At 63.2% G+C, this 19,436-nt stretch carries 17 protein-coding genes; 11 read left to right on the top strand and 6 right to left on the bottom strand.

Going from position 1 to position 19,436, the window contains the following annotated elements:
• Positions 1-5 precede the first annotated feature (5 nt).
• Entirely contained in the window at positions 6-404 is a 399-nt protein-coding gene (locus CATRI_RS08105) for a LapA family protein (RefSeq protein ID WP_290216453.1), read from the bottom strand.
• Between the two features lie 106 nt (positions 405-510).
• Between CATRI_RS08105 and rlmN the strand changes: the two genes are divergently transcribed.
• From rlmN to CATRI_RS08090, 3 genes are read left to right on the top strand one after another with little or no spacing between them, the layout of a single operon-like run.
• Complete coding sequence (rlmN, locus tag CATRI_RS08100) at positions 511-1,608, top strand: dual-specificity RNA methyltransferase RlmN (protein WP_290216450.1); 1,098 nt, start codon at positions 511-513, stop codon at positions 1,606-1,608.
• 19 nt (positions 1,609-1,627) lie between these two features.
• Complete coding sequence (locus CATRI_RS08095) at positions 1,628-2,386, top strand: ABC transporter ATP-binding protein (RefSeq protein ID WP_290216448.1); 759 nt, start codon at positions 1,628-1,630, stop codon at positions 2,384-2,386.
• Complete coding sequence (locus CATRI_RS08090) at positions 2,383-3,900, top strand: hypothetical protein (protein ID WP_290216446.1); 1,518 nt, start codon at positions 2,383-2,385, stop codon at positions 3,898-3,900. Before CATRI_RS08095 ends, CATRI_RS08090 begins: the two co-directional genes overlap by 4 nt.
• Positions 3,901-4,318: 418 nt before the next feature.
• Here the strand turns inward: CATRI_RS08090 and CATRI_RS08085 are convergent, their stop codons facing one another.
• Complete coding sequence (locus CATRI_RS08085; protein WP_290216445.1) at positions 4,319-4,744, bottom strand: DUF2631 domain-containing protein; 426 nt, start codon at positions 4,742-4,744, stop codon at positions 4,319-4,321.
• Between the two features lie 165 nt (positions 4,745-4,909).
• Between CATRI_RS08085 and dxr the strand changes: the two genes are divergently transcribed.
• From dxr to map, 5 genes are read left to right on the top strand one after another with little or no spacing between them, the layout of a single operon-like run.
• Positions 4,910-6,073 (top strand): 1-deoxy-D-xylulose-5-phosphate reductoisomerase, encoded by a 1,164-nt coding sequence (gene dxr / locus CATRI_RS08080; protein ID WP_290216443.1) that lies wholly within the window; start codon positions 4,910-4,912, stop codon positions 6,071-6,073.
• Positions 6,074-6,081: 8 nt separating this feature from the next.
• Positions 6,082-7,278, top strand: a complete 1,197-nt coding sequence (locus tag CATRI_RS08075) for a M50 family metallopeptidase (protein WP_290216441.1) — start codon at positions 6,082-6,084, stop codon at positions 7,276-7,278.
• 58 nt (positions 7,279-7,336) lie between these two features.
• Positions 7,337-8,500: a flavodoxin-dependent (E)-4-hydroxy-3-methylbut-2-enyl-diphosphate synthase gene (gene ispG, locus CATRI_RS08070; protein ID WP_290216439.1), complete on the top strand. Its 1,164-nt coding sequence runs from the start codon at positions 7,337-7,339 to the stop codon at positions 8,498-8,500.
• A 3-nt stretch (positions 8,501-8,503) separates the two neighbouring features.
• Positions 8,504-10,318, top strand: a complete 1,815-nt coding sequence (locus tag CATRI_RS08065) for a penicillin-binding transpeptidase domain-containing protein (RefSeq protein ID WP_290216437.1) — start codon at positions 8,504-8,506, stop codon at positions 10,316-10,318.
• A gap of 5 nt (positions 10,319-10,323) precedes the next feature.
• Positions 10,324-11,187, top strand: coding sequence for a type I methionyl aminopeptidase (gene map, locus CATRI_RS08060; protein ID WP_290216435.1), 864 nt, complete (start codon positions 10,324-10,326; stop codon positions 11,185-11,187).
• Here the strand turns inward: map and mtr are convergent, their stop codons facing one another.
• Positions 11,188-12,552, bottom strand: a complete 1,365-nt coding sequence (mtr, locus tag CATRI_RS08055) for a mycothione reductase (protein WP_290216432.1) — start codon at positions 12,550-12,552, stop codon at positions 11,188-11,190.
• A 32-nt stretch (positions 12,553-12,584) separates the two neighbouring features.
• Positions 12,585-13,583 (bottom strand): alpha/beta fold hydrolase, encoded by a 999-nt coding sequence (locus CATRI_RS08050; RefSeq protein WP_290216430.1) that lies wholly within the window; start codon positions 13,581-13,583, stop codon positions 12,585-12,587.
• A 220-nt stretch (positions 13,584-13,803) separates the two neighbouring features.
• Between CATRI_RS08050 and mqo the strand changes: the two genes are divergently transcribed.
• Together mqo and CATRI_RS08040 are read left to right on the top strand one after the other, a co-directional pair.
• The gene (gene mqo, locus CATRI_RS08045; RefSeq protein ID WP_290216428.1) at positions 13,804-15,306 is read left to right on the top strand and encodes a malate dehydrogenase (quinone); all 1,503 of its coding nucleotides are present in this window, start codon (positions 13,804-13,806) and stop codon (positions 15,304-15,306) included.
• A 55-nt stretch (positions 15,307-15,361) separates the two neighbouring features.
• The gene (locus CATRI_RS08040) at positions 15,362-16,237 is read left to right on the top strand and encodes a VOC family protein (protein WP_290216426.1); all 876 of its coding nucleotides are present in this window, start codon (positions 15,362-15,364) and stop codon (positions 16,235-16,237) included.
• Here the strand turns inward: CATRI_RS08040 and CATRI_RS08035 are convergent.
• Positions 16,234-17,649, bottom strand: a complete 1,416-nt coding sequence (locus CATRI_RS08035; protein ID WP_290216423.1) for a protein adenylyltransferase SelO — start codon at positions 17,647-17,649, stop codon at positions 16,234-16,236. The two genes, CATRI_RS08040 and CATRI_RS08035, sit on opposite strands and share 4 nt — an antisense overlap.
• A gap of 89 nt (positions 17,650-17,738) precedes the next feature.
• On the opposite strand from CATRI_RS08035, the gene cobA reads away from it, so the two are divergent.
• Positions 17,739-18,479, top strand: a complete 741-nt coding sequence (gene cobA, locus CATRI_RS08030; RefSeq protein WP_290216422.1) for a uroporphyrinogen-III C-methyltransferase — start codon at positions 17,739-17,741, stop codon at positions 18,477-18,479.
• Positions 18,480-18,486: 7 nt separating this feature from the next.
• Here the strand turns inward: cobA and CATRI_RS08025 are convergent, their stop codons facing one another.
• The gene (locus tag CATRI_RS08025) at positions 18,487-19,371 is read right to left on the bottom strand and encodes a helix-turn-helix transcriptional regulator (RefSeq protein WP_290216420.1); all 885 of its coding nucleotides are present in this window, start codon (positions 19,369-19,371) and stop codon (positions 18,487-18,489) included.
• Positions 19,372-19,436 lie beyond the last annotated feature (65 nt).

Genomic DNA, 19,436 nt, shown 5'->3' with positions numbered 1-19,436 from the left:
GGCTGCTAGCTGCGCTTTTTCAACTGCCGGCGCAGCTCCAACATGCGCACGCCACCGACGAGAGCCATGATGAGCGCGCCGGTGATGGCGGAGAATAAGTATCCGATACCCGCCGGGAAGCTGAAGCTCCACGCAAAGAGGTTGAGTTCTATGGACTGCTGGTTTTGCAAGATGAACACGAGCAGCAAGATGAGCAGCAGTGCACCGATGATGAGTGCTGCCCAGGTGCTGCCCGCCAGCGAACTCTTTACCTTGGGTTTGGGCGCAACTACCGTCGTGGTGTCTACAACGGCGGGCTCTTCTGCGTAGACATCCCGGTTCTCGTCTAGGTGCTGGGGCATCGGTTCGTTCTGCACGGCAGGCAGGTCGGAGAAGTCGTCGCGGGATGGGTTCGGAGAAGTCATACCTAGTATTCAACGCTCTGCGCGCATGTTTTGCCAACAATATTGAGCCCGTGGCATGTCAACAATTCGGTAACACCCGCTGGGGCATGCGAGAATGGGGGCCATTATGGCTGAACCGATTGCTCTCCAGTTTTCCGCGCCCAAGCGCGGGATGCCGCCGACCCATTTTGCCGACCTCACCCCTGAGCAGCGCATCGAGCAGCTCAAGGACCTCGGTCTGCCCAAGTTCCGTGCCGACCAGATTGCCCGCCATTACTACGGCCGCTTTGAGGCCGATCCTTCGACGATGACGGACCTGCCGGAGCAGGCTCGCGCGGACGTCGCCAAGCACATGTTTCCTACTCTGCTCACGCCGGTGCGCAGCATCGAGACCGACGAGGGTGACACGACGAAGTCGTTGTGGCGCCTCAACGACGGCACCTTGCTGGAGTCGGTGCTCATGCGCTACCCGGGCCGCGCGACGTTGTGCATTTCCTCCCAGGCCGGTTGCGGTATGGCGTGCCCGTTCTGTGCCACCGGCCAGGGTGGACTCGACCGCAACCTCTCCACCGGTGAGATCGTCGATCAGGTTCGGGCGGCGGCCGCGACGATGGAAGCGGAAGATTCCCGCCTGAGCAACATCGTCTTCATGGGCATGGGTGAGCCGCTAGCCAACTACAAGCGCGTGGTGTCCGCGGTCCGGCAGATCACCGAGCCCTCGCCACGGGGCTTCGGCATTTCCCAGCGTAACGTCGTCGTGTCCACGGTGGGGCTGGCACCGGCCATTCGCAAGCTCGCCGACGAAGACATGTCAGTCACCCTCGCCGTCTCGCTGCACACCCCGGACGACGAACTGCGTGACACGCTCGTGCCCATCAACAACCGCTTCTCGGTCGATGAGGTTCTCGACGCTGCCCGGTACTACGCCGACAAGTCTGGCCGCCGCGTGTCCATCGAATACGCGCTCATCCGCGACATCAACGATCAAGGCTGGCGCGCTGATTTGTTGGGCAAGAAGCTGCACAAGGCACTCGGCCCGAAGGTTCACGTCAACCTCATTCCCCTCAACCCGACGCCGGGCTCGAAGTGGGATGCCTCACCCCGGGAGCGCCAGGACGAGTTCGTCCGCCGCGTCATTGCCCAGGGAGTAACCTGCACGGTTCGCGACACCAAGGGCCATGAAATCGCGGCGGCGTGCGGTCAGCTTGCAGCGGAGGAGAAGTAAGAGTTCTAGTGTTGGAGGCATGACTTCGGCACTCCTCGCTCGTGACCTGACCAAACGCTTTGGCAAGAATATCGCCGTCGACCGACTCAACCTCGACATTCCTCGCGGATCGATTTACGGCATCGTCGGCCCGAATGGTGCCGGTAAAACAACGATGATCACCATGGCGGCCGGGTTGGCACGCCCGACCGCCGGCGAGGTCTTCATCTGCGGCCACAACGTCTGGACCGATCCTCTTCCCGCGAAGGAAGCCATGGGACTGCTCGTCGACGGCATCGCCGTCTTCGACCGCCTCTCCGGCCCGGAGTACTTGAGCTACCTCGGCGGCCTGCGAGGGATGGATCCGGTGCAGGTCAAGCAGCGCTCCACCCAGCTTCTCGACGCCCTCGGCCTCACCGAGGCCGGCAATAAGTACATCGTCGATTACTCCGCGGGCATGACCAAAAAGATCCTGCTGGCCGGGGCACTGCTCCACGGCCCGGAAGTGCTCATCCTGGATGAGCCCCTTGAGGCCGTCGACCCCGTCTCCGGGCGCCTCATCCAAGAAATCCTGCGGAGTTTCGCCGCCCGCGGTGGCACCGTTATCCTCTCCTCGCACGTCATGGAACTCGTCGAGGGTCTGTGCGATCACGTCGCGATCATCAACCACGGCCAGGTGGCCGTGGCCGGTCATGTGGATGAGGTCCGCCAAGGTCGCAGCCTCGTCGATGTCTTCATCGATGAGGTAGGTGGCGCCGCCTTGCAGGAGGGCTCGCTTGATTGGTTGAACCGCTCATGACCCAACTGATCTTCCGCCTCCAGCGCACCCTGCGCCGCCGGAACTCCGAAGCGAATCGCTCCGGGGCGATCATGACCGTGTTGCTGTACGTTTACGCGGTCATCGGCCTAGCCTCCATACTTCTCTTTTCTCAAGGGGAGTGGGCCGGGCTTGCCGGTATCTCAGCTATCGGCACGGTGGCCTTCTTGGCAGCATCGCTCGTCCTTGCGGCCGGTGATGATGCCGTCCGCCCCTCCTTGCTGGCTTCGCTGCCGCTGACGGCCAAACAAGTTGTCCCCGGCTTCGCCCTGTCAGCGCTGGTGTCCTCCCGAGGCATCCTCGTCATCATCTGCAGCCTCGCCACCGCGATCTTCGGCGCCATTATTCTTCCTGGTGCGTGGGCGGTTCCGTGGATTCTATCCATGGTCGTCGCAGCGCTAACGACGATCGTGCTTTCCCGCATCCTGCTGGCAGTAGGCAGCGGGGGAGGGCGTATCAAACAAGATCGCGCCAACATCTACGGCTCGCTCATCATGATCGTCCTCATCCTCGGCTTCAACATGCTCAACAGTATGAACCCGGACACGATTCGGCTTGACCTCCTTGGGTCCGTTTTGGCCTGGACGCCGCTAGCAGCCGCCCCCGGTGCAGTCGTTTCCGCTGCAGCAGGCAACTGGATTGCTGCCCTGGCGCAGCTATGCATCGCGATAGTCACCTTGGTCGGTGGTGGTTGGCTGTGGACCCGTCAGATTGCCAGCCAGATGGTTGCGCCCCTCGACCAAAGCGGTACTGGGGAAGCCACCGCCAAGTCAAAAGGAACAATCCTGCTCCCCGGCTTCCCCGAGCAGCCCTGGGCATACGTTTACTCCCGCGCTATGCGATACGTCCGCCGCGATTCCCGTCTGCTTTCTTCCCTGGTCACCATGCCAGTAGTCATCATTTTCTTCCTCTACCAGGGATTAAGAGGAGACACATTTTTCCTCACCTTGGGCATCGCCGTCGCATCACTGAGCGCCGCCATGATGGCAGTCAATGACTTCGGCTTTGACGGTCCGGCGACATGGACGCACATCATCACTGGCGTCGACGCCCGAACCCTCGTCATCGCCCGTCACGCAGCCTCCATGACTCCGCTGTCCTCTATCCAACTTGCGCTCGTCGTTGGAGCATTGTTCCTCGGCGAATGGAAGATCGCGGTGCTGTCCATCGGGTTATTGTTCTCCGGTGCCGCGATCGCCCTTTTCCTCTCCACCTTCAACCCATATCCCACATCATTACCGGGTACGAACCCCTGGAACGACAAGTCGGGGTACTCTTCGGCGGCCTTCCTCGCCGTGTTCGCCATCCTCCTCATCGGCTGGATCCCCTCCCTCCCTGGCGGCCTCATCCTCTACTTTGTTAATCCTGTCCTGGGTGCGATTCTCGCCATCGGCCTGCCTGTCGCACTATGGATTGGTTCGGCGGCGTTGTCAGTCAAACGGGTGCGCACGAATCTGCCGGAGATTTTCGACAAGGTCCGCCGCACAGTGAAGTAAGGGTTCGGTTGATCGCGACGGGCTGTTCGCGACGGGAATGGCGTTTTCGTGCGAGTTCGCGGACAGATGGCCGACATGCTTGCCGCGGCTGTGGCTAGATGTCGGGAGGAGTCGTGATCGCGACGGGCTGATCACGACCGGAAGAGCGTTTTCGGGCCGGATTTGGCGTGAAAGCCCAGGTCGGGTTCCGGGCGGTCGGCTAAATGTCGGGAGGAGTCGTGATCGCGACGGGCTGATCACGACCGGAACAGCGTTTTCGGGCCGGATTTGGCGTGAAAGCCCAGGTCGCCTCCAGGGCCAGCGGCTAATAGTCGGGATCACACCAAACGACGGGCAAAGCCCGACCGACCCCATTGCCAGGAATCAAAAAAATCGCCCGCCGAGACAATTTTCGGCGGGCGATCAGATAGAAGGCGAATTAGGCCTTTTCGACCTCGCGCAGGTGGGCAACGCGGGAGGGCTCGATGTTGAGGGCGCGCAATTCGGAGTCAGACAGCTGAGAGTAGCTGCCGGAGAGGGTGGCCTGGTCGTAGTTCCAGTCCGGCTCCACGTGGTTAGCGGCCTTGTTGTGGCCGGTGACGGTGCGGACCTGGGAGAGCTTAGGCTCGAAGAGGTGGATCAGCAGGCCAAGGGCGATAACGGCGGCAATGGCCAGCAGCCAGATGGTTTCGACGTGGCCGGTGTGGTTACCGAAGTTGTATCCGAGCATGATCGCGACGGAGATCCATCCAGATACCTGCACGGTGGTGCGGCTGAGCTCGCTCCAACCGAGGCCCGCGGAGGGGACATCCAGGGTGGAGGTTCCCTTGTGAACCTCTGGCACGATCTCGTGGGAAGCAGCCACGTTCCTTCTCCTTCTCAAGAGCACGCCTAAATGTTGGCATGCTGAACTTTTCTCAGGTACTTGTCCAATATCTTTGCATACTCGACTGGCCGTTGCGACAAAACACCCCCAGCAGTAGCGGGGTCACACTTGGGGTTGCCCCCGTGGGGTGAAACAATAGGTGGTGTGACTACACCCAAGCGGCCTAAGCGCATTCTCATCCTCGGTTCGACGGGGTCGATCGGTACCCAAGCCTTAGAGGTCATCGCCGACAATCCTGACTTATTCGAGGTGGTCGGCATCGCTGCGGGAGGTTCCGATCCTGCTCTGGTCGTCGCTCAGGCGCGGGCATTGAAGTTGGGGCCGAGTCAGGTCTGCGTCGCCCAGCCGAAGGCTGCGGAGGTTGTCGCGCGGGAGCTTGGCGGGGCGGTTGTGCCGCGGGCTGATCAGCTGGTTCGAGATATCGAGGCAGATACGGTTCTCAATGCTCTGGTTGGATCTTTGGGGCTGGCGTCGACGTTGGCCACGATCGAGCTGGGTTCCACGTTGGCTCTGGCCAATAAGGAATCCCTCGTGGCTGGCGGTGACCTGGTCATGGGTTTGGCGAGGCCGGGGCAGATTGTTCCGGTTGATTCGGAGCATTCGGCAATGGCGCAGTGTTTGCGTTCGGGGAGCAGCGAGGAAGTTGCCCGCCTGGTTCTCACCGCTAGCGGTGGACCCTTCCGGGGTTGGACACGGGAGCAGATGTGGGATGTGACCCCGGAGCAGGCGGCTGCGCATCCGACGTGGTCGATGGGGCAGATGAATACGCTGAACTCTGCGACGTTGGTGAATAAAGGCTTAGAGCTCATCGAGGCGACGTTGCTGTTTGGGATGCCGGCGGAGCGTATCGACGTCACGGTGCACCCCCAGTCGATCATCCATTCCGCCGTCACCTTCGTCGATGGTGGCACCATCGCGCAAGCCTCCCCGCCGTCGATGAAGCTGCCCATCGCCCATGCGCTGGATTGGCCGCGCCGCGTCGCCGGCGCGCAGCCGGCGCTCGATTTCACGCAGGCGCATGCCTGGACCTTTGAACCGCTTGACGACGCCGCGTTCCCCGCCGTCCAGCTTGCCCGGGACGTCGCCACGCGACGGGGGATGTTCCCGGCGGTGTACAACGCCGCCAACGAGGAGGCCGCGGCTGCTTTCCTGGCGGGGCGGATCCGCTTCCCGCAGATTGTGGACACCGTGGCGGAAGTGTTGGCGGACGCGGACAGCTTTGCAGACGGTGTACCGTCAACGGTCGATGACATCCTCGCGGTAGAACGAGAGGCTCGCGGGCGGGCCAACGCGATCGTCGATAGTTAAGGAGTCTTGTGGTTTCTTATTTCCTGGGCGTCTTCCTCTTTGCGCTGGGCATCGCGGTGACGATCGCGCTGCACGAGGCGGGGCACATGCTCACTGCGCGGGCCTTTGGCATGCGGGTGCGCCGCTTCTTCATCGGTTTCGGCCCGACGATCTGGTCGAAGAAGATCGGGCAGACGACGTATGGTTTCGCGGCACTGCCCTTCGGCGGTTTCTGCGACATCGCCGGGATGACGGCGCAGGATCCCGTCACCGAAGAAGAAGCTCCGCACGCCATGGTGAAAAAGCCGTGGTGGCAGCGCATTATCGTGCTCTCGGGTGGCGTGATGGCTAACCTCATCATCGGCTTCATCGTTATCTATGGCGTCGCGGTGACTAGTGGTATCCCTAATCCGCACGCCGATACCCGTCCCTTGGTTGGCGAGCTGTCGTGTGTGTCCGATCAGGTTTCTGAGACGACCCTCGCTCGCTGCACTGGGCCGGGACCGGCCGAGGTGGCTGGGCTCGAAGTCGGTGACCGCATCGTCGCGCTCAATGGCCAGCAGGTGCGCTCCTTCACCGAGGTCCGCGACACGGTCCTGGCCATGCCGGGCCAGACGGTCACGTTGTCGGTGGAGCGCAACGGTACCCCGATGGAGATTGCTATCGACGTGCCCACGGTGATCCGCAGTGGGGTAGAAGCGGGCGCTATTGGCGTGACCAGCGCCCCGATCCCCGATGCCATCAAGAGCTATGGCCCCGTCGAGGCCGTCGGCGCCACGGGTGAGTTCACGTGGCGGCTGCTCGACGGCACCGTTCGCGGCCTGGCCGCCTTCCCGGCGAAGATCCCCGGCGTGGTGGCCTCCATCTTCGGTGGCGAACGCGACCAGGAAGGCCCGATGAGCGTGGTCGGCGCCTCCCGCGTGGGTGGCGAGCTGGCGGAGCGTTCCCTGTGGGATGTTTTCTGGCTCATGCTTGCTTCGCTGAACTTCTTCCTCGCGTTGTTCAACTTGGTGCCGCTCCCGCCGCTGGATGGCGGGCACATTGCGGTGGTGCTGTATGAGAAGATTCGCGATCTTGTCCGCCGCGCTCGCGGCTTGGCGCCAGGTGGGCCGGCAAACTACGAGAAGCTCATGCCCATCACTTACGCCATGGCAGCGACGTTGCTGACCATTGGCGTCATTGTCATCGTGGCAGACGTGGTCAACCCGGTACGGATGTTTGGATGAGCGGGGTAGAGTTGGGAAGAACTAATTCCAGCATGAATTGTCAGGAGAATCTCTAACAGTGTCGACTTCCATTGGACTCGGTATCCCGGATGCTCCGCCGCCCACCCTGGCGCCTCGTCGGAAGACTCGCCAGCTGATGGTGGGCAATGTGGGCGTGGGATCTGACTACCCGATCTCGGTGCAGTCCATGACGACCACGAAGACCCACGACATCAACGCCACCTTGCAGCAGATCGCGCAGCTCACGGCCTCCGGCTGTGACATAGTCCGAGTCGCCTGCCCGAAGACGGTGGATGCGGAAGCGCTGCCGATCATCGCGAAGAAGTCGCCGATTCCTGTCATTGCGGATATTCACTTCCAGCCGAAGTACATTTTCGCTGCCATTGACGCTGGTTGCGCAGCGGTGCGTGTCAACCCGGGCAACATCAAGGAGTTTGATGGCCGGGTCAAGGAAGTCGCTAAGGCTGCTGGTGATGCCGGTATTCCCATCCGCATCGGCGTCAACGCCGGCTCCTTGGACAAGCGGCTGATGGAGAAGTACGGAAAGGCCACCCCCGAGGCCCTCGTGGAATCCGCCTTGTGGGAGGCGGGCCTGTTCGAGGAGCACGGCTTCGGAGACATCAAGATTTCGGTCAAGCACAACGACCCGGTCATCATGGTCGAGGCGTACCGCCAGCTGGCCGCGCAGTCTGATTACCCCTTGCACCTCGGCGTGACGGAGGCGGGCCCCGCGTTTCAGGGCACCATCAAGTCGTCCGTCGCCTTCGGCGCCCTGTTGTCTGAGGGCATCGGCGACACCATTCGCGTTTCGCTGTCCGCGGACCCGGTGGAGGAAATCAAGGTCGGTGACCAAATTCTGCAGTCGATGAATTTGCGCCCCCGCAAGCTCGAGATCGTGTCCTGCCCCTCCTGTGGCCGCGCCCAGGTTGATGTGTACACCCTCGCCGAGGAAGTTACCGCCGGGCTGGAGGGCATGGAGTTCCCGTTGCGCGTTGCCGTCATGGGCTGCGTGGTCAATGGCCCGGGCGAGGCCCGCGATGCTGACCTGGGGGTGGCATCGGGCAATGGCAAGGGTCAGATCTTCGTCAAGGGCGAAGTGATCAAGACCGTGCCGGAGTCCAAGATTGTAGAGACCCTCATCGAGGAAGCCATGCGCCTGGCTGAAGAGCAGGGCCTGGAGGAAATCGAAGGCGCTCGGCCAGAGGTCAAGGTCACCCGGTAGCTCATGAAGAGGGCGACCGCGGCCTGCGTGGCCACGACCTTAGTGTTTGGGCTGGCAGCGTGCACGCCCAAGCCTCCCTCCGCCGAGCCCACGGCGGAGGATTTCTTGGAGGCTTTGGCCGACCGGGACGTCGATAAGCTCTCTGAGTTGGTGGACGTGCCATCAACCGCCGAGGACATCATCAGCACGACCTTCGACGGCCTGCAGGCCGAGGGGCTGACGACGACGCTCAATGAGGTTAGCGCCCAGGACAACCTCGCTACCGCGAAATACACGCTGGAGTGGCAGCTTCCGCGGGAACGCACGCTGCGCTATGACACGTCGATGACGCTGACGAAGGCGGGGCAGGACTGGACTGTTCGCTGGCAGCCCACGATTCTGCACCCGCGCCTCGGGGCGAACCAACACCTCGAGTTGCGGCCGGTTCCAGCGGGCAAGGCCAGCGTGGTTAGTTCCGATGGGGCGGATATTCTGCAGCCTGGCGTGGTCTATCGGGTGCTAGTGGACACTGATGCGGTGAGCGATGTGCGCCCCGTGGCGGCGCAGATCGCTAGCGCAGTCAACGCGACGGGGCCCGAGAAGCCGGTCGACGCGGCGGCGTTGGCCAGCCGTCTGGACGGAGCACAGGGCCGCTATTCCGTCATGATGCTCGACTCGACCGTGGGGCCGGTGGTGCGCGACAAGCTGGAAAGCGTGGAGGGCATCATCGTCAATGAGGAAGCCGCGATGGTCACCGTCGATCCAGGTTTCGCCCCGGACATCATGTCGCGCGTGTCCACCATCGTGGGCGACGAGCTCGATGGCGCGAACGGGTGGAAAGTCACGGCCGTTAACCAGTATGGGGCGACTATCGATGACCTCGAATACCATGCGGCCGCCCCGGCCCCGGCAGTGCGCGTCGGGCTGGATTACAACATCCAACGGGCCGCCCAGGATGCGGTTAATTTGCGGCCGGAGTCGCAGGCGATGATTGTGGCTATCCGTCCCTCCACGGGGCAGGTGCTCGCGGTCGCGCAGACGAAGAAGGCGGATGAGGCCGGCGATCTCGCCCTCTCGGGTCAGTTCCCACCCGGCTCCGTGTTCAAGATCATCACCGCCGCCGCCGGTATTCAAGACGAGGGACTGAGCGCTGACACCATCGTGCCCTGCCCCGGCAGCATGGATCTCTACGGCCGCCATGTGGTCAACTACAACATGTTCGCCCTCGGAAACGTGCCGTTAGAGCGAGCATTTGCCAGTTCGTGCAACACCACTTTTGCCGATATTTCCACCAGGTTGGAGCCGGGCCAACTCAAGCACACCGCGAAGCAATTCGGCCTCGGCGTCGACTACGACATCCCAGGCTTGGGCACTGTCACCGGCTCGGTGCCGGAGGGCGAGACTCCGCTGGAGCGCACCGAAGCCGGCTACGGTCAGGGCCTCGACCTCGCGAGCCCCTTCGGTCTGGCGCTGGTCGCCGCCACCGCCGCTCGCGGCGACACCCCCGTGCCCGTGCTTATCGACGGCCACGAGACCCAGGTCAGCGAAAACCTCCCGGCCCCCGACCCGGGTGCAATCAGCCAGGTGCAGCGGATGATGCGCTCGGTGGTCACCTCCGGCACTGCCCGCGGAATGCAGGCGGGCGGCGAGATCCACGGCAAGACCGGTGAGGCGGAAATCAACGAGGGTTCGCACGCCTGGTTCGCCGGCTACCGCGACGACGATATTGCCTTCGCCACGCTGGTGGTGCTGGGAGGCGGATCAGAGGTTTCCGTGGCCATTACGGATCACTTCTTCCGGACCCTGGACGGATACCGGGCCGAGCCCGGACTACGATGACCCGTATGTCTACTCGCGCACCCCTGACTCAAGGCAAGATTTCTCCGATCCGCTCCGTTCCCGACCACATCGCCCGACCTGAATACGTGTGGAAAGACGATGTGCAGGAGAACATCGGCGAGCCGTTCGTCCAGACGCCCGAGGTCATCGAGGCGATGCGTGAGGCCTCGAAGATTGCCGCCAACGCCCTCAAAGTCGCCGGTGAGGCCGTGGTTCCGGGCAACACCACCGACGACCTCGACCGCATTGCCCACGAGTACATGGCCGACCACGGCGCCTACCCCTCCACTCTTGGCTACCGGGGCTTCCCCAAGTCCTCGTGCACCTCAATGAATGAGATCGTCTGCCACGGCATCCCGGACAGCACCGTGATTGAAGACGGCGACATCGTCAACATCGACATCACCGCCTTCAAGAATGGCGTCCACGGCGATACCAATGCGACCTTCCTCGCGGGCAACGTCTCCGAGGAGCACCGCCTCCTCGTCGAGCGGACGAAGGAGGCCATGATGCGGGGCATCAAGGCCGCGAAGCCGGGCCGCGAGATCAACGTCATCGGGCGGGTGATTGAGTCCTACGCCAACCGTTTCGGCTACAACGTAGTCCGCGACTTCACCGGCCACGGTGTCGGCCCCACCTTCCACAACGGCCTCGTGGTCTTGCATTACGATTCCACCGTTTACCGGGACATCCTCGAGCCGGGCATGACCTTGACGGTGGAGCCGATGATCAACCTCGGCGACCTGGACTACACGATCTGGGACAACGACTGGACGGTGCAGAACAACGATCGTCGTTTCACCGCCCAGTTCGAGCACACCATCGTTATCACCGCCGATGGCAATGAAATCCTCACGCTGGCGGACTAGCTAAAACTCCAGCCCCAGCAGCGCGTTCTCGGTCAGCTCCGGCAGGGCGGGGTGGATCCAGTACTGCTGGGTAGCCACCTCGCGGACGTCGAGATCAAAAGCCATGACCGTGATCATCTGCTGGATCAGCGTGGCGGCCTGGGCGCCAAGATAGTGGGCGCCCAACAGTCGGCCCGTCTGCTTGTCGGCGATGAGCTTGCAGATGCCGGTGTGGTCATCCATGGCCCAGCCGTAGGCAACATCACCGTAGTTCTGGATCTTGACGGTGATGTCGTACCCGGCGTCGATGGCCTGCTGCTCGGTCAGCCCGACGGTGGCGATCTGCGGGTGCGTGAACACCGCGGAGGGCACGTTGGTGTGGGGCATTGGCTTGAGGTCTTCTGGGTGCAGCAGGTTGTGGCGAACGGCGCGCATTTCGGCGTTGGCCACGTGCTTAAGCATGTATGGCGAAGAGGCATCGCCCAACGCCCACACACCCGGTGCGGTGGTGGAGCGGCCGAACTCGTCGACGGCGACGCGGCCGTCGGCAAGCATTTCGATGCCGCCGGCCGCCAGGTCGAGGCGATCACCGTTGGGGACGCGACCGGTGGCGACGAGGACGACGTCGGCGGTGACCGTCGAGGCGTCGTCAAGCGTAACGGTTACGCCGTCCTCGCCCTGGGTGAGGGAGGAGACGGTGCGGCCGTAGCGGACGTCGAATCGCTTAGAGGCGATGTCGTTGACCTGCGTGGTCAGGTCGGCGTCGAGGGTACGCATGAGTGTGGACCGCGGAACGAGGGTCACGTGCGTGCCTAAGGCATCAAAGACGTGCGCGAACTCCATCGCGATGAAGCCGCCGCCGATGATGACTATCGACTTCGGCTGCTCAGGCAGGCGCATGATGTCTTCGTTGGTGTAATAGCGCACCCCCGACTCCCGGAAGACGGTGGGCACCTGCGGGCGCGAACCGGTGGCAATGACGATCTGATCCGCGCTGATCGTGTCGGCGCCGACCTGGATGGTCCGCTCGCCGACGAAGGTGGCGTGGCCGCTGTAGACGGTGATATTCGGGGTCTCGGGGCCGCGGCGATAGGCTTCGCCGCCGGCGGCGATCGGGTCGATACGTTGGACGAAGATTCGGTCGACTATGGCCGGCCAGTCGACGGAGTTGACCTGGGCATTAATGCCCAGTTCAGCAGCGTGCTCTGTGTCAAAAGCGGTATCCGCTGCGTAGACGTACATCTTGGTGGGGATACAGCCAACGTTGAGGCAGGTGCCACCAAAGGTGCCCTCTTCGACGATAGCGATCGACTTGTCGTTGAATTCTGGTCCCGGGATGGAGTTGCCGGAGCCGGTGCCGATGATGATGAGGTCGAAATGGGTCATGGAGGCATCTTAGCGCTTCCTAAGGCTGGCAATTAATGCTGACGAAGCCAACCCTCAGTTACCTCGAGTGCCTCCGCCTGGGGAGTAGGGGTGGACAGGAAAACATCGTGGCGGGCGCCCTCAATGGGCCGCACGGTAACGTCCGCGCCGAGCTTCGGCGCCCACCGCTGAATCTGCTCCGTATCCAACACCGTGTCGGCGGAGTTCGAGGCGGGGGAGTAGCCAGCGCCGAGGAGGGAATGCGTCGAGCACAGCGTGAGCACGGGGACACCCACATCCACGTTTCCTTCCTGCACTCGCTTCTGCGCGCGCAGCACCTCGCGCAACCAGCCCAGATACTTGCGGTGCCCACTTACCGGCTTGAGCTCGGTGTCAAAGTCCCATTCGCCGAAGTGGTCCTTGTGCAGTGAGACCCCGTAGGAGCCGAGGTTGCCACCGGGAACCTCGAGGTTGGGCAACAACTTCCCGGCAACGTTGATCACCGGTCGCCCCAGCCTTACCGCCGTTCGTGGGTATTGCATGTCGAGCCAGGGGCTGTTGAGCACCATGCCCTTGAGCTTGGCGTGGCGCGCGCTGTCATTGCGGGCCAGGTGGTCCGCCCACAGCGGCGTGATCAGGCCGCCGGTCGAGTGGGCAATCGGGGTCACATCGGGATGAGTGGCAGTAATAATGTCGAGTGCGGCGGTGAGGTCGGGGAAGTAGTGAGCGAAGTCGAGGCTGAAATGCCACCGCTGCCCCGCTTGGCGGGCCCGCCCAATCTTGCGCGGATCCACGGCGTACACCGCGAAGCCGGCCTCGTGCAGCGCCTTCGCTACATGGCTGTGGAAAAAGTAGTCCGTCATGCCGGGCACCCACAGCACGGCGCTTCTGTTCGTCCACTCTCCATCGGCCGCGTCGAGGCCGTCCGGCAGGTAACGCACCAGCGTCGCCTGTACGTCGCCCTCCCCCTCGGGGTCGGGGCCCAAAGGAATATCCAGGGCGCGGAATCCGGGGCCGAGGATGTCGTCGTGCCAGGTTTCTGCAACAGTCATGCTGTCTAGGATATGACCTTGCAGCGGGGGCCGTCGGGGGAGGGGGCAGGGGGTGGGGAATCCGCGATTGCCACATTGAAATCGGGAGTAGTGCCCACCTCCGATATGTGAAGGCGTAAGGTTGAATGGCACCGGATAATGGGCGAGAAGGGGTAGTGATGCGACGCCAATGCCGATCATGCCTTGCCCACCGCTTCGACGACGAATGAGGAACAACAAGGTGTCCACCGACAATAAGAACTCCGCAAAGGTCACCGACGAGGTCGATATCGCCCTCGTCGGTGCTGGCATTATGAGCGCCACCCTCGGCGCTATGCTCCGAGAATTGGAGCCCAGCTGGTCGCAAATTATCTTCGAGCGACTCGACGGACCCGCCCAGGAGTCCTCATCCCCGTGGAACAATGCGGGCACCGGCCACTCTGCACTGTGCGAGCTCAACTACACCCCGGAAAAGAACGGCAAGATCGATCTTTCCAAGGCCGTCGATATCAACGAGAAGTTCCAGGTCTCCCGCCAGTTCTGGTCCCACCAGATCGATAATGGTGTGCTGGGCGATCCGACCGAGTTCATCAACCCGGTCCCGCACCTGGCTTTCGGCCAGGGCGAGGAGCAGATTGATTACCTGCGTCGCCGCTACGATGCTCTCTCCGGCAACATTTTGTTCCCCGGCATGGAATTCGTGGAGGATGACGCCAAGTTCGCCGAGCGCCTCCCCGTCATGTCTAAGGGCCGTGACTTTGGCGCCGAGAAGGTCGCCTACTCTGGCACCGACATCGGCACCGATGTGAACTTCGGCGCCCTGACCAAGCAGTTCCTCACCGCCGCTAAGGCTTCCGGCACCGAGGTCCGTTACGGCCAGGAGGTGCGCAACCTCAAGCGCGAGGGCAACAAGTGGAAGATCACCGTCAAGAACGTCCACACCGGTGACGTCTCCGTGGTCAAGGCGAAGTTCGTCTTCGTTGGCGCCGGCGGTTACGCCCTCGACCTGCTCCGCAAGGCTGGCGTGCCTGAGGTCCGCGGTTACGCCGGCTTCCCCGTGTCGGGCATGTGGCTGCGCTGCACCAACGACGAGCTCATCGAGCAGCATTCCGCCAAGGTCTACGGCAAGGCCAAGGTGGGTGCCCCGCCGATGTCCGTCCCGCACCTGGATACCCGCGTCATCGACGGCGAAAAGGGCCTGTTGTTTGGCCCCTACGGTGGCTGGACCCCGAAGTTCCTCAAGAAGGGTTCCTACCTCGACCTGTTCAAGTCGATCCGCCCGGACAACATCCCTTCCTACCTCGGTGTTGCGGCTTCCGAGTTCGCGCTGACCAAGTACCTGGTCACCGAGGTGTTGAAGAACTTCGAGGACCGCCTCGTCGATCTGCGCGACTACGTCCCCTCGGCCAATGCTGAGGATTGGGAGACCGTCATTGCCGGTCAGCGCGTCCAGGTGATCAAGCCCACCGCCGCCCCGCGTTTCGGTTCCCTCGAATTCGGTACCGCCTTGGTTAACTCCATCGACGGTTCCGTCGCCGGTCTCCTCGGCGCGTCCCCGGGTGCGTCCATCGCCCCGGCCGCCATGGTTGAGCTCCTCGAGCGTTGTTTCGGTGAGAACCTCATCGAGTGGTCCCCGAAGCTGCACGAGATGATCCCCTCCTACGGCACCAAGCTCATCGACGATGAGACCATGTTCAACGAGCTGTGGGAGTACACCCAGAAGACCCTCAAGCTGGAGCGCTAGAAACTCCCAGCTGCGGCCCCTATCCCTCGCGGGTAGGGGCCGTTATCATTTCCTCATGCAACGCATTGTGCCCAACCTCTGGTTCGATCGAAACGCCGACGAGGCCGCTTCCTTCTACGCGGCCACCTTCCCCAACACGCTTATCGACGCCCGCGTCACCTACCCGTCCGAAGGCCTCCCCGACTTTCAGTCGGACAGGGCCGGCGAGACCCTCACCGTCGATGTGGTCATCGACGGCTATCGCCTCACCCTCATCAACGGAGGCCCCATGTTCAGCCCTACCCCGGCGCTGAGCTTCTTCGTTAACTTCGACCCCTCCCGGATGGCGGATGCCCGTGAACAGCTCGACCTGTTGTGGGGCAGGTTGGTCGACGGCGGCGGGCAGATCCTCATGGAGCTGGGCGCCTACGATTTTTCCGAACACTACGGCTGGATCGCCGACCAGTACGGTGTTAACTGGCAACTCATGCTCACCAATCCGGCTGGAGACCCCCGACCGTTCATCATCCCCAACCTCATGTTCTGCGGCCCGGCCCAGGGCAAGGCCCGGGAGGCCGTTGACGAGTACGTCGCCTTATTCCCCGAGTCCCGGGTGGGCAACCGGGTGAGTTACCCGGATTCCGAGGAGATAGTGTTCTCCGAGTTCCAGCTCTACGGCGAGTGGCTAACAGCCATGGACTCCGCCGTTCCGCAGCCGTTCACCTTCACACCTGGCACCTCGCTCATGGTTAACGCCCACGGGCAAGCGGATCTCGATCACCTGTGGGATGGCCTGACGGCTGTTCCCGAGGCAGAACAATGCGGCTGGCTCCAAGACCGTTTCGGGCTCAGCTGGCAGATCGTGCCCGACAACATGGCCGAACTCATGGCACGCCCCGGCGCCTACGAGACGATGATGGGAATGAAAAAGCTGGAGATCGACAAGTTCTAGGTGCCGCAGAACGTACGGTAGGGGCCAAAATCCTCCGGCGCCGGATGCGCGTAGCGCACCAAGGAGAGCTGCTCCTCGAAGGGGTTCGTCACGGCGCTGACAAGCGAGTGGAAGGGATCGAGGTCGCCGTCGGTGGCGGCGTCGAGTGCTTCCTCGACGAGGTGATTGCGCGGGATGTAGACAGGATGCACCTGCGCAAGGGTGGCGGCACCTGGGTAATGGCTGCGCCAACTGGCGAGCCACGGATCGAGATCCTCGGCCGGAATGAGCTCGCGCAAGATGGCCTCGTCGCCGTCGGCGGCGTTGACGAGACCCCGGTGGAAACGGGTGAGGTCGGGGGAGTGGGCGAGGAGTAGGGCTTCGTACCCCTCGATGACGTCGGTCGCGCTGGCGGGAACGTCGAGTGCTCGGCTGAGCTCCCTGGTTTTCGCCTTCTCCCACCGCTCGGGAAACGTCTCCATCGCTTCGCGGGCGGCGGCGAGACCCGCGTCGTCGTTGCCATCTGGGGTGAATAACGGGAGCATCGCCTCCGCGAGACGGGCGAAGTTCCACCCCAGGACGGCCGGTTGGTTTCGGTAGGCGTAGCGGCCCTGAGTATCGATGGAACTGTAGACCGTCGCCGGATAGTAAGCGTCCATGAATGCGCAGGGGCCATAGTCGATGGTTTCCCCGCTCAGGGTGGTGTTGTCGGTGTTCATCACCCCGTGGATGAAGCCCAGCCGCATCCACGCGGCGACGGTGGCGACCTGGCGGTCCATGATGGCGGTGAACAGCTCGAGGGCGTCGTCGACGTCCGGGTAGTGCCGGAGTCGGACGTGCTCGGCAAGGCGGCTGGCAAGCTCCGGGGTCTCATCCTTGAGTCGGGCGTATTGCATCGTGCCAATGCGGATGTGACTATCGGCGACCCGCACGAGCACCGCGCCGGGGACGACCCGGCCCCGCTGGATTTTCCGGCCCGTGCTCAGCACCGCTAGCGAGCGGGTCGTCGGTACGCCCAGGGCATGCATCGCCTCGGAGACGAGGTACTCCCGCAGCATGGGGCCGACGGCCCCGCGCCCGTCGCCACCCCGGGAGAATGGAGTGGGCCCGGAGCCTTTGACGTGGAGGTCCCGTCGGGCCCCTCCTGGGGTGAGGATTTCGCCGAGGAGGAGTGCGCGGCCGTCGCCAAGCTGGGGTGAGAATTGCCCGAATTGATGCCCCGAATATGCCATGGCGACAGTGCCCTCGCCGCGGCCGAGGAGGAATTCAAATCCCTCCGGGCTGCGGAGCCAATCGAGGTCGAGGCCGAGTTCGACGGCGAGTGGCTCATTCAGAACGAGCAGCTGGGGACTAGGTGATTCCTCGGCGGACCAGGGCATGACCAGCTCGGGGAGATCGGTGGCGAAGGTGTGCTCCAGGTGCGGGGTGCTCATGGTGCCACTGTACGTAGGGGTGAACGTGGCGAGCAGTCCCTGAATGGAACGGCGGGCGGCAAGCGAGCATCGTCGTAGACTTTCCGACCATGGAATCAAGCAACGTTGTGCCCGGAGTGACCCTCGTCGGCGGTGGCCCGGGGGCATGGGACCTCATCACCGTGCGTGGGGCGAATGCGCTGCGGGAGGCAGATGTCATCCTCACCGACCACCTGGGACCGACGGATCAGCTGGACCGGCTCATCGATGTGTTGGGTAAGGAGATCATTGATGTGTCCAAACTGCCGTATGAGCGGCAGGTCACGCAGGAGAGGACGAACGAGCTCATTGTTGAGCACGCGCGCGCCGGGAAGAAGGTCGTGCGGCTCAAGGGCGGCGACCCGTACGTGTTTGGGCGCGGGTTCGAGGAGCTGGAGGTGTGCCGCGACGCAGGCATCCCCTGCGAGGTGGTGCCCGGGGTGACCAGCGCGGTGTCCGTTCCCGGTGCCGCGGGTGTTCCCATCACCCAACGTGGGGTCGTGCATTCCTTCACTGTGGTGTCCGGGCACCTGCCACCCGGGCATCGGTCATCCCTCGTGGACTGGTCGGCTCTCGCGCACGCCGGGGGCACGATTTCGGTGATCATGGGAGTGCGCCACGCCCGTTCCATCGCCGCGGCGCTCATGGCCGCCGGGCTCGATGCGGGCACTCCTGCCGCGATTATTCAGGAGGGAACCAAGGCCGCCCAGCGCAGCTTCCGCTGCACACTGGGCACGCTGGCGGACACGATGGAGACGGAAGACGTGCAGGCCCCGGCCGTGTACGTCATCGGCGAGGTCGCTGGGTTGTAGCCGCTGTTCAAGAGTTGAGAAGCAACTGCAAGGCCGAGTGTGAGCTGCTACCGGGTTCCGCGTAGTGGGTGAGGATGCGTTGGCCGTCACCATCGGGCAGGTGAAGGATCTCATAATCTAGATCGAGGTCGCCGACCTCGGGGTGATGCAGCCGCTTGATGCCACTCGTACACAGCTGGACCGTGTGTTGTAGCCAGAGGCGGGCGAAGTCATCGCTGCGGACGTTGAGCTCCCCAATGAGCTCGTACATGCGACGGTCATCGGGGAACTGCCCGGCGACATAGCGAAGGGATGACACCGACAGCGCGGCTTCGGACTCCCAATCGCGGTACAGCTCACGGGTATGGGGGTCGAGGAAGAGCATCTTCAACTGATTGGGGCGATCGTCGTCGACGCTGGGGGCGTTAACGTCGAGGTGCCCAGCCAAGAGGAGATGCCCGGCCCGATTCCACGCGAGAATGTCATTGCGACGGCCGAGGATCAGCGACGGCACGGACTCCATGGCCTGGAGAAGTCTGGTCGCGCCGGGGGAGGGCCGCTCGGGTTTGGAGGGGATGGGCCGGGTCTTGACCATGCCCGGCCGGGCGAGGGTGAATAGATGAGCGGTCTCATCGGCATCGAGACGCAGGGCGCGCGCTAACGATTCGATGACCGAATCGGAGGCGTTCTGCGACTGACCTTGCTCAAGACGGGTGTAGTACGTGACCGAAACCCCGGCGAGTTGGGCGAGTTCCTCGCGCCGCAGGCCCGCTACCCGGCGGCGACCGTAAGACGGCACCCCGACGTCGTCGGGGGTGAGCCGATCCCTCCGGGAACGGAGAAATTCTCCGAGGTCTTCGGCTCGTGATTCGTGGGTGCGTGCTGGATTGGACACTTCCGGAAAATCCTCCATGGCTCTATGGTGCCGTGCTCGCCCGCGCTTAGCCTATCCCTGCGAGTGCTAGGCACGCCGATGCT

This window comes from Corynebacterium atrinae (assembly GCF_030408455.1).
In the GTDB taxonomy this organism is placed as follows: domain Bacteria; phylum Actinomycetota; class Actinomycetes; order Mycobacteriales; family Mycobacteriaceae; genus Corynebacterium; species Corynebacterium atrinae.
The sequence above is the reverse complement of the archived record's forward strand: the minus strand, read 5'-3'. Positions and strand labels throughout refer to the sequence as shown.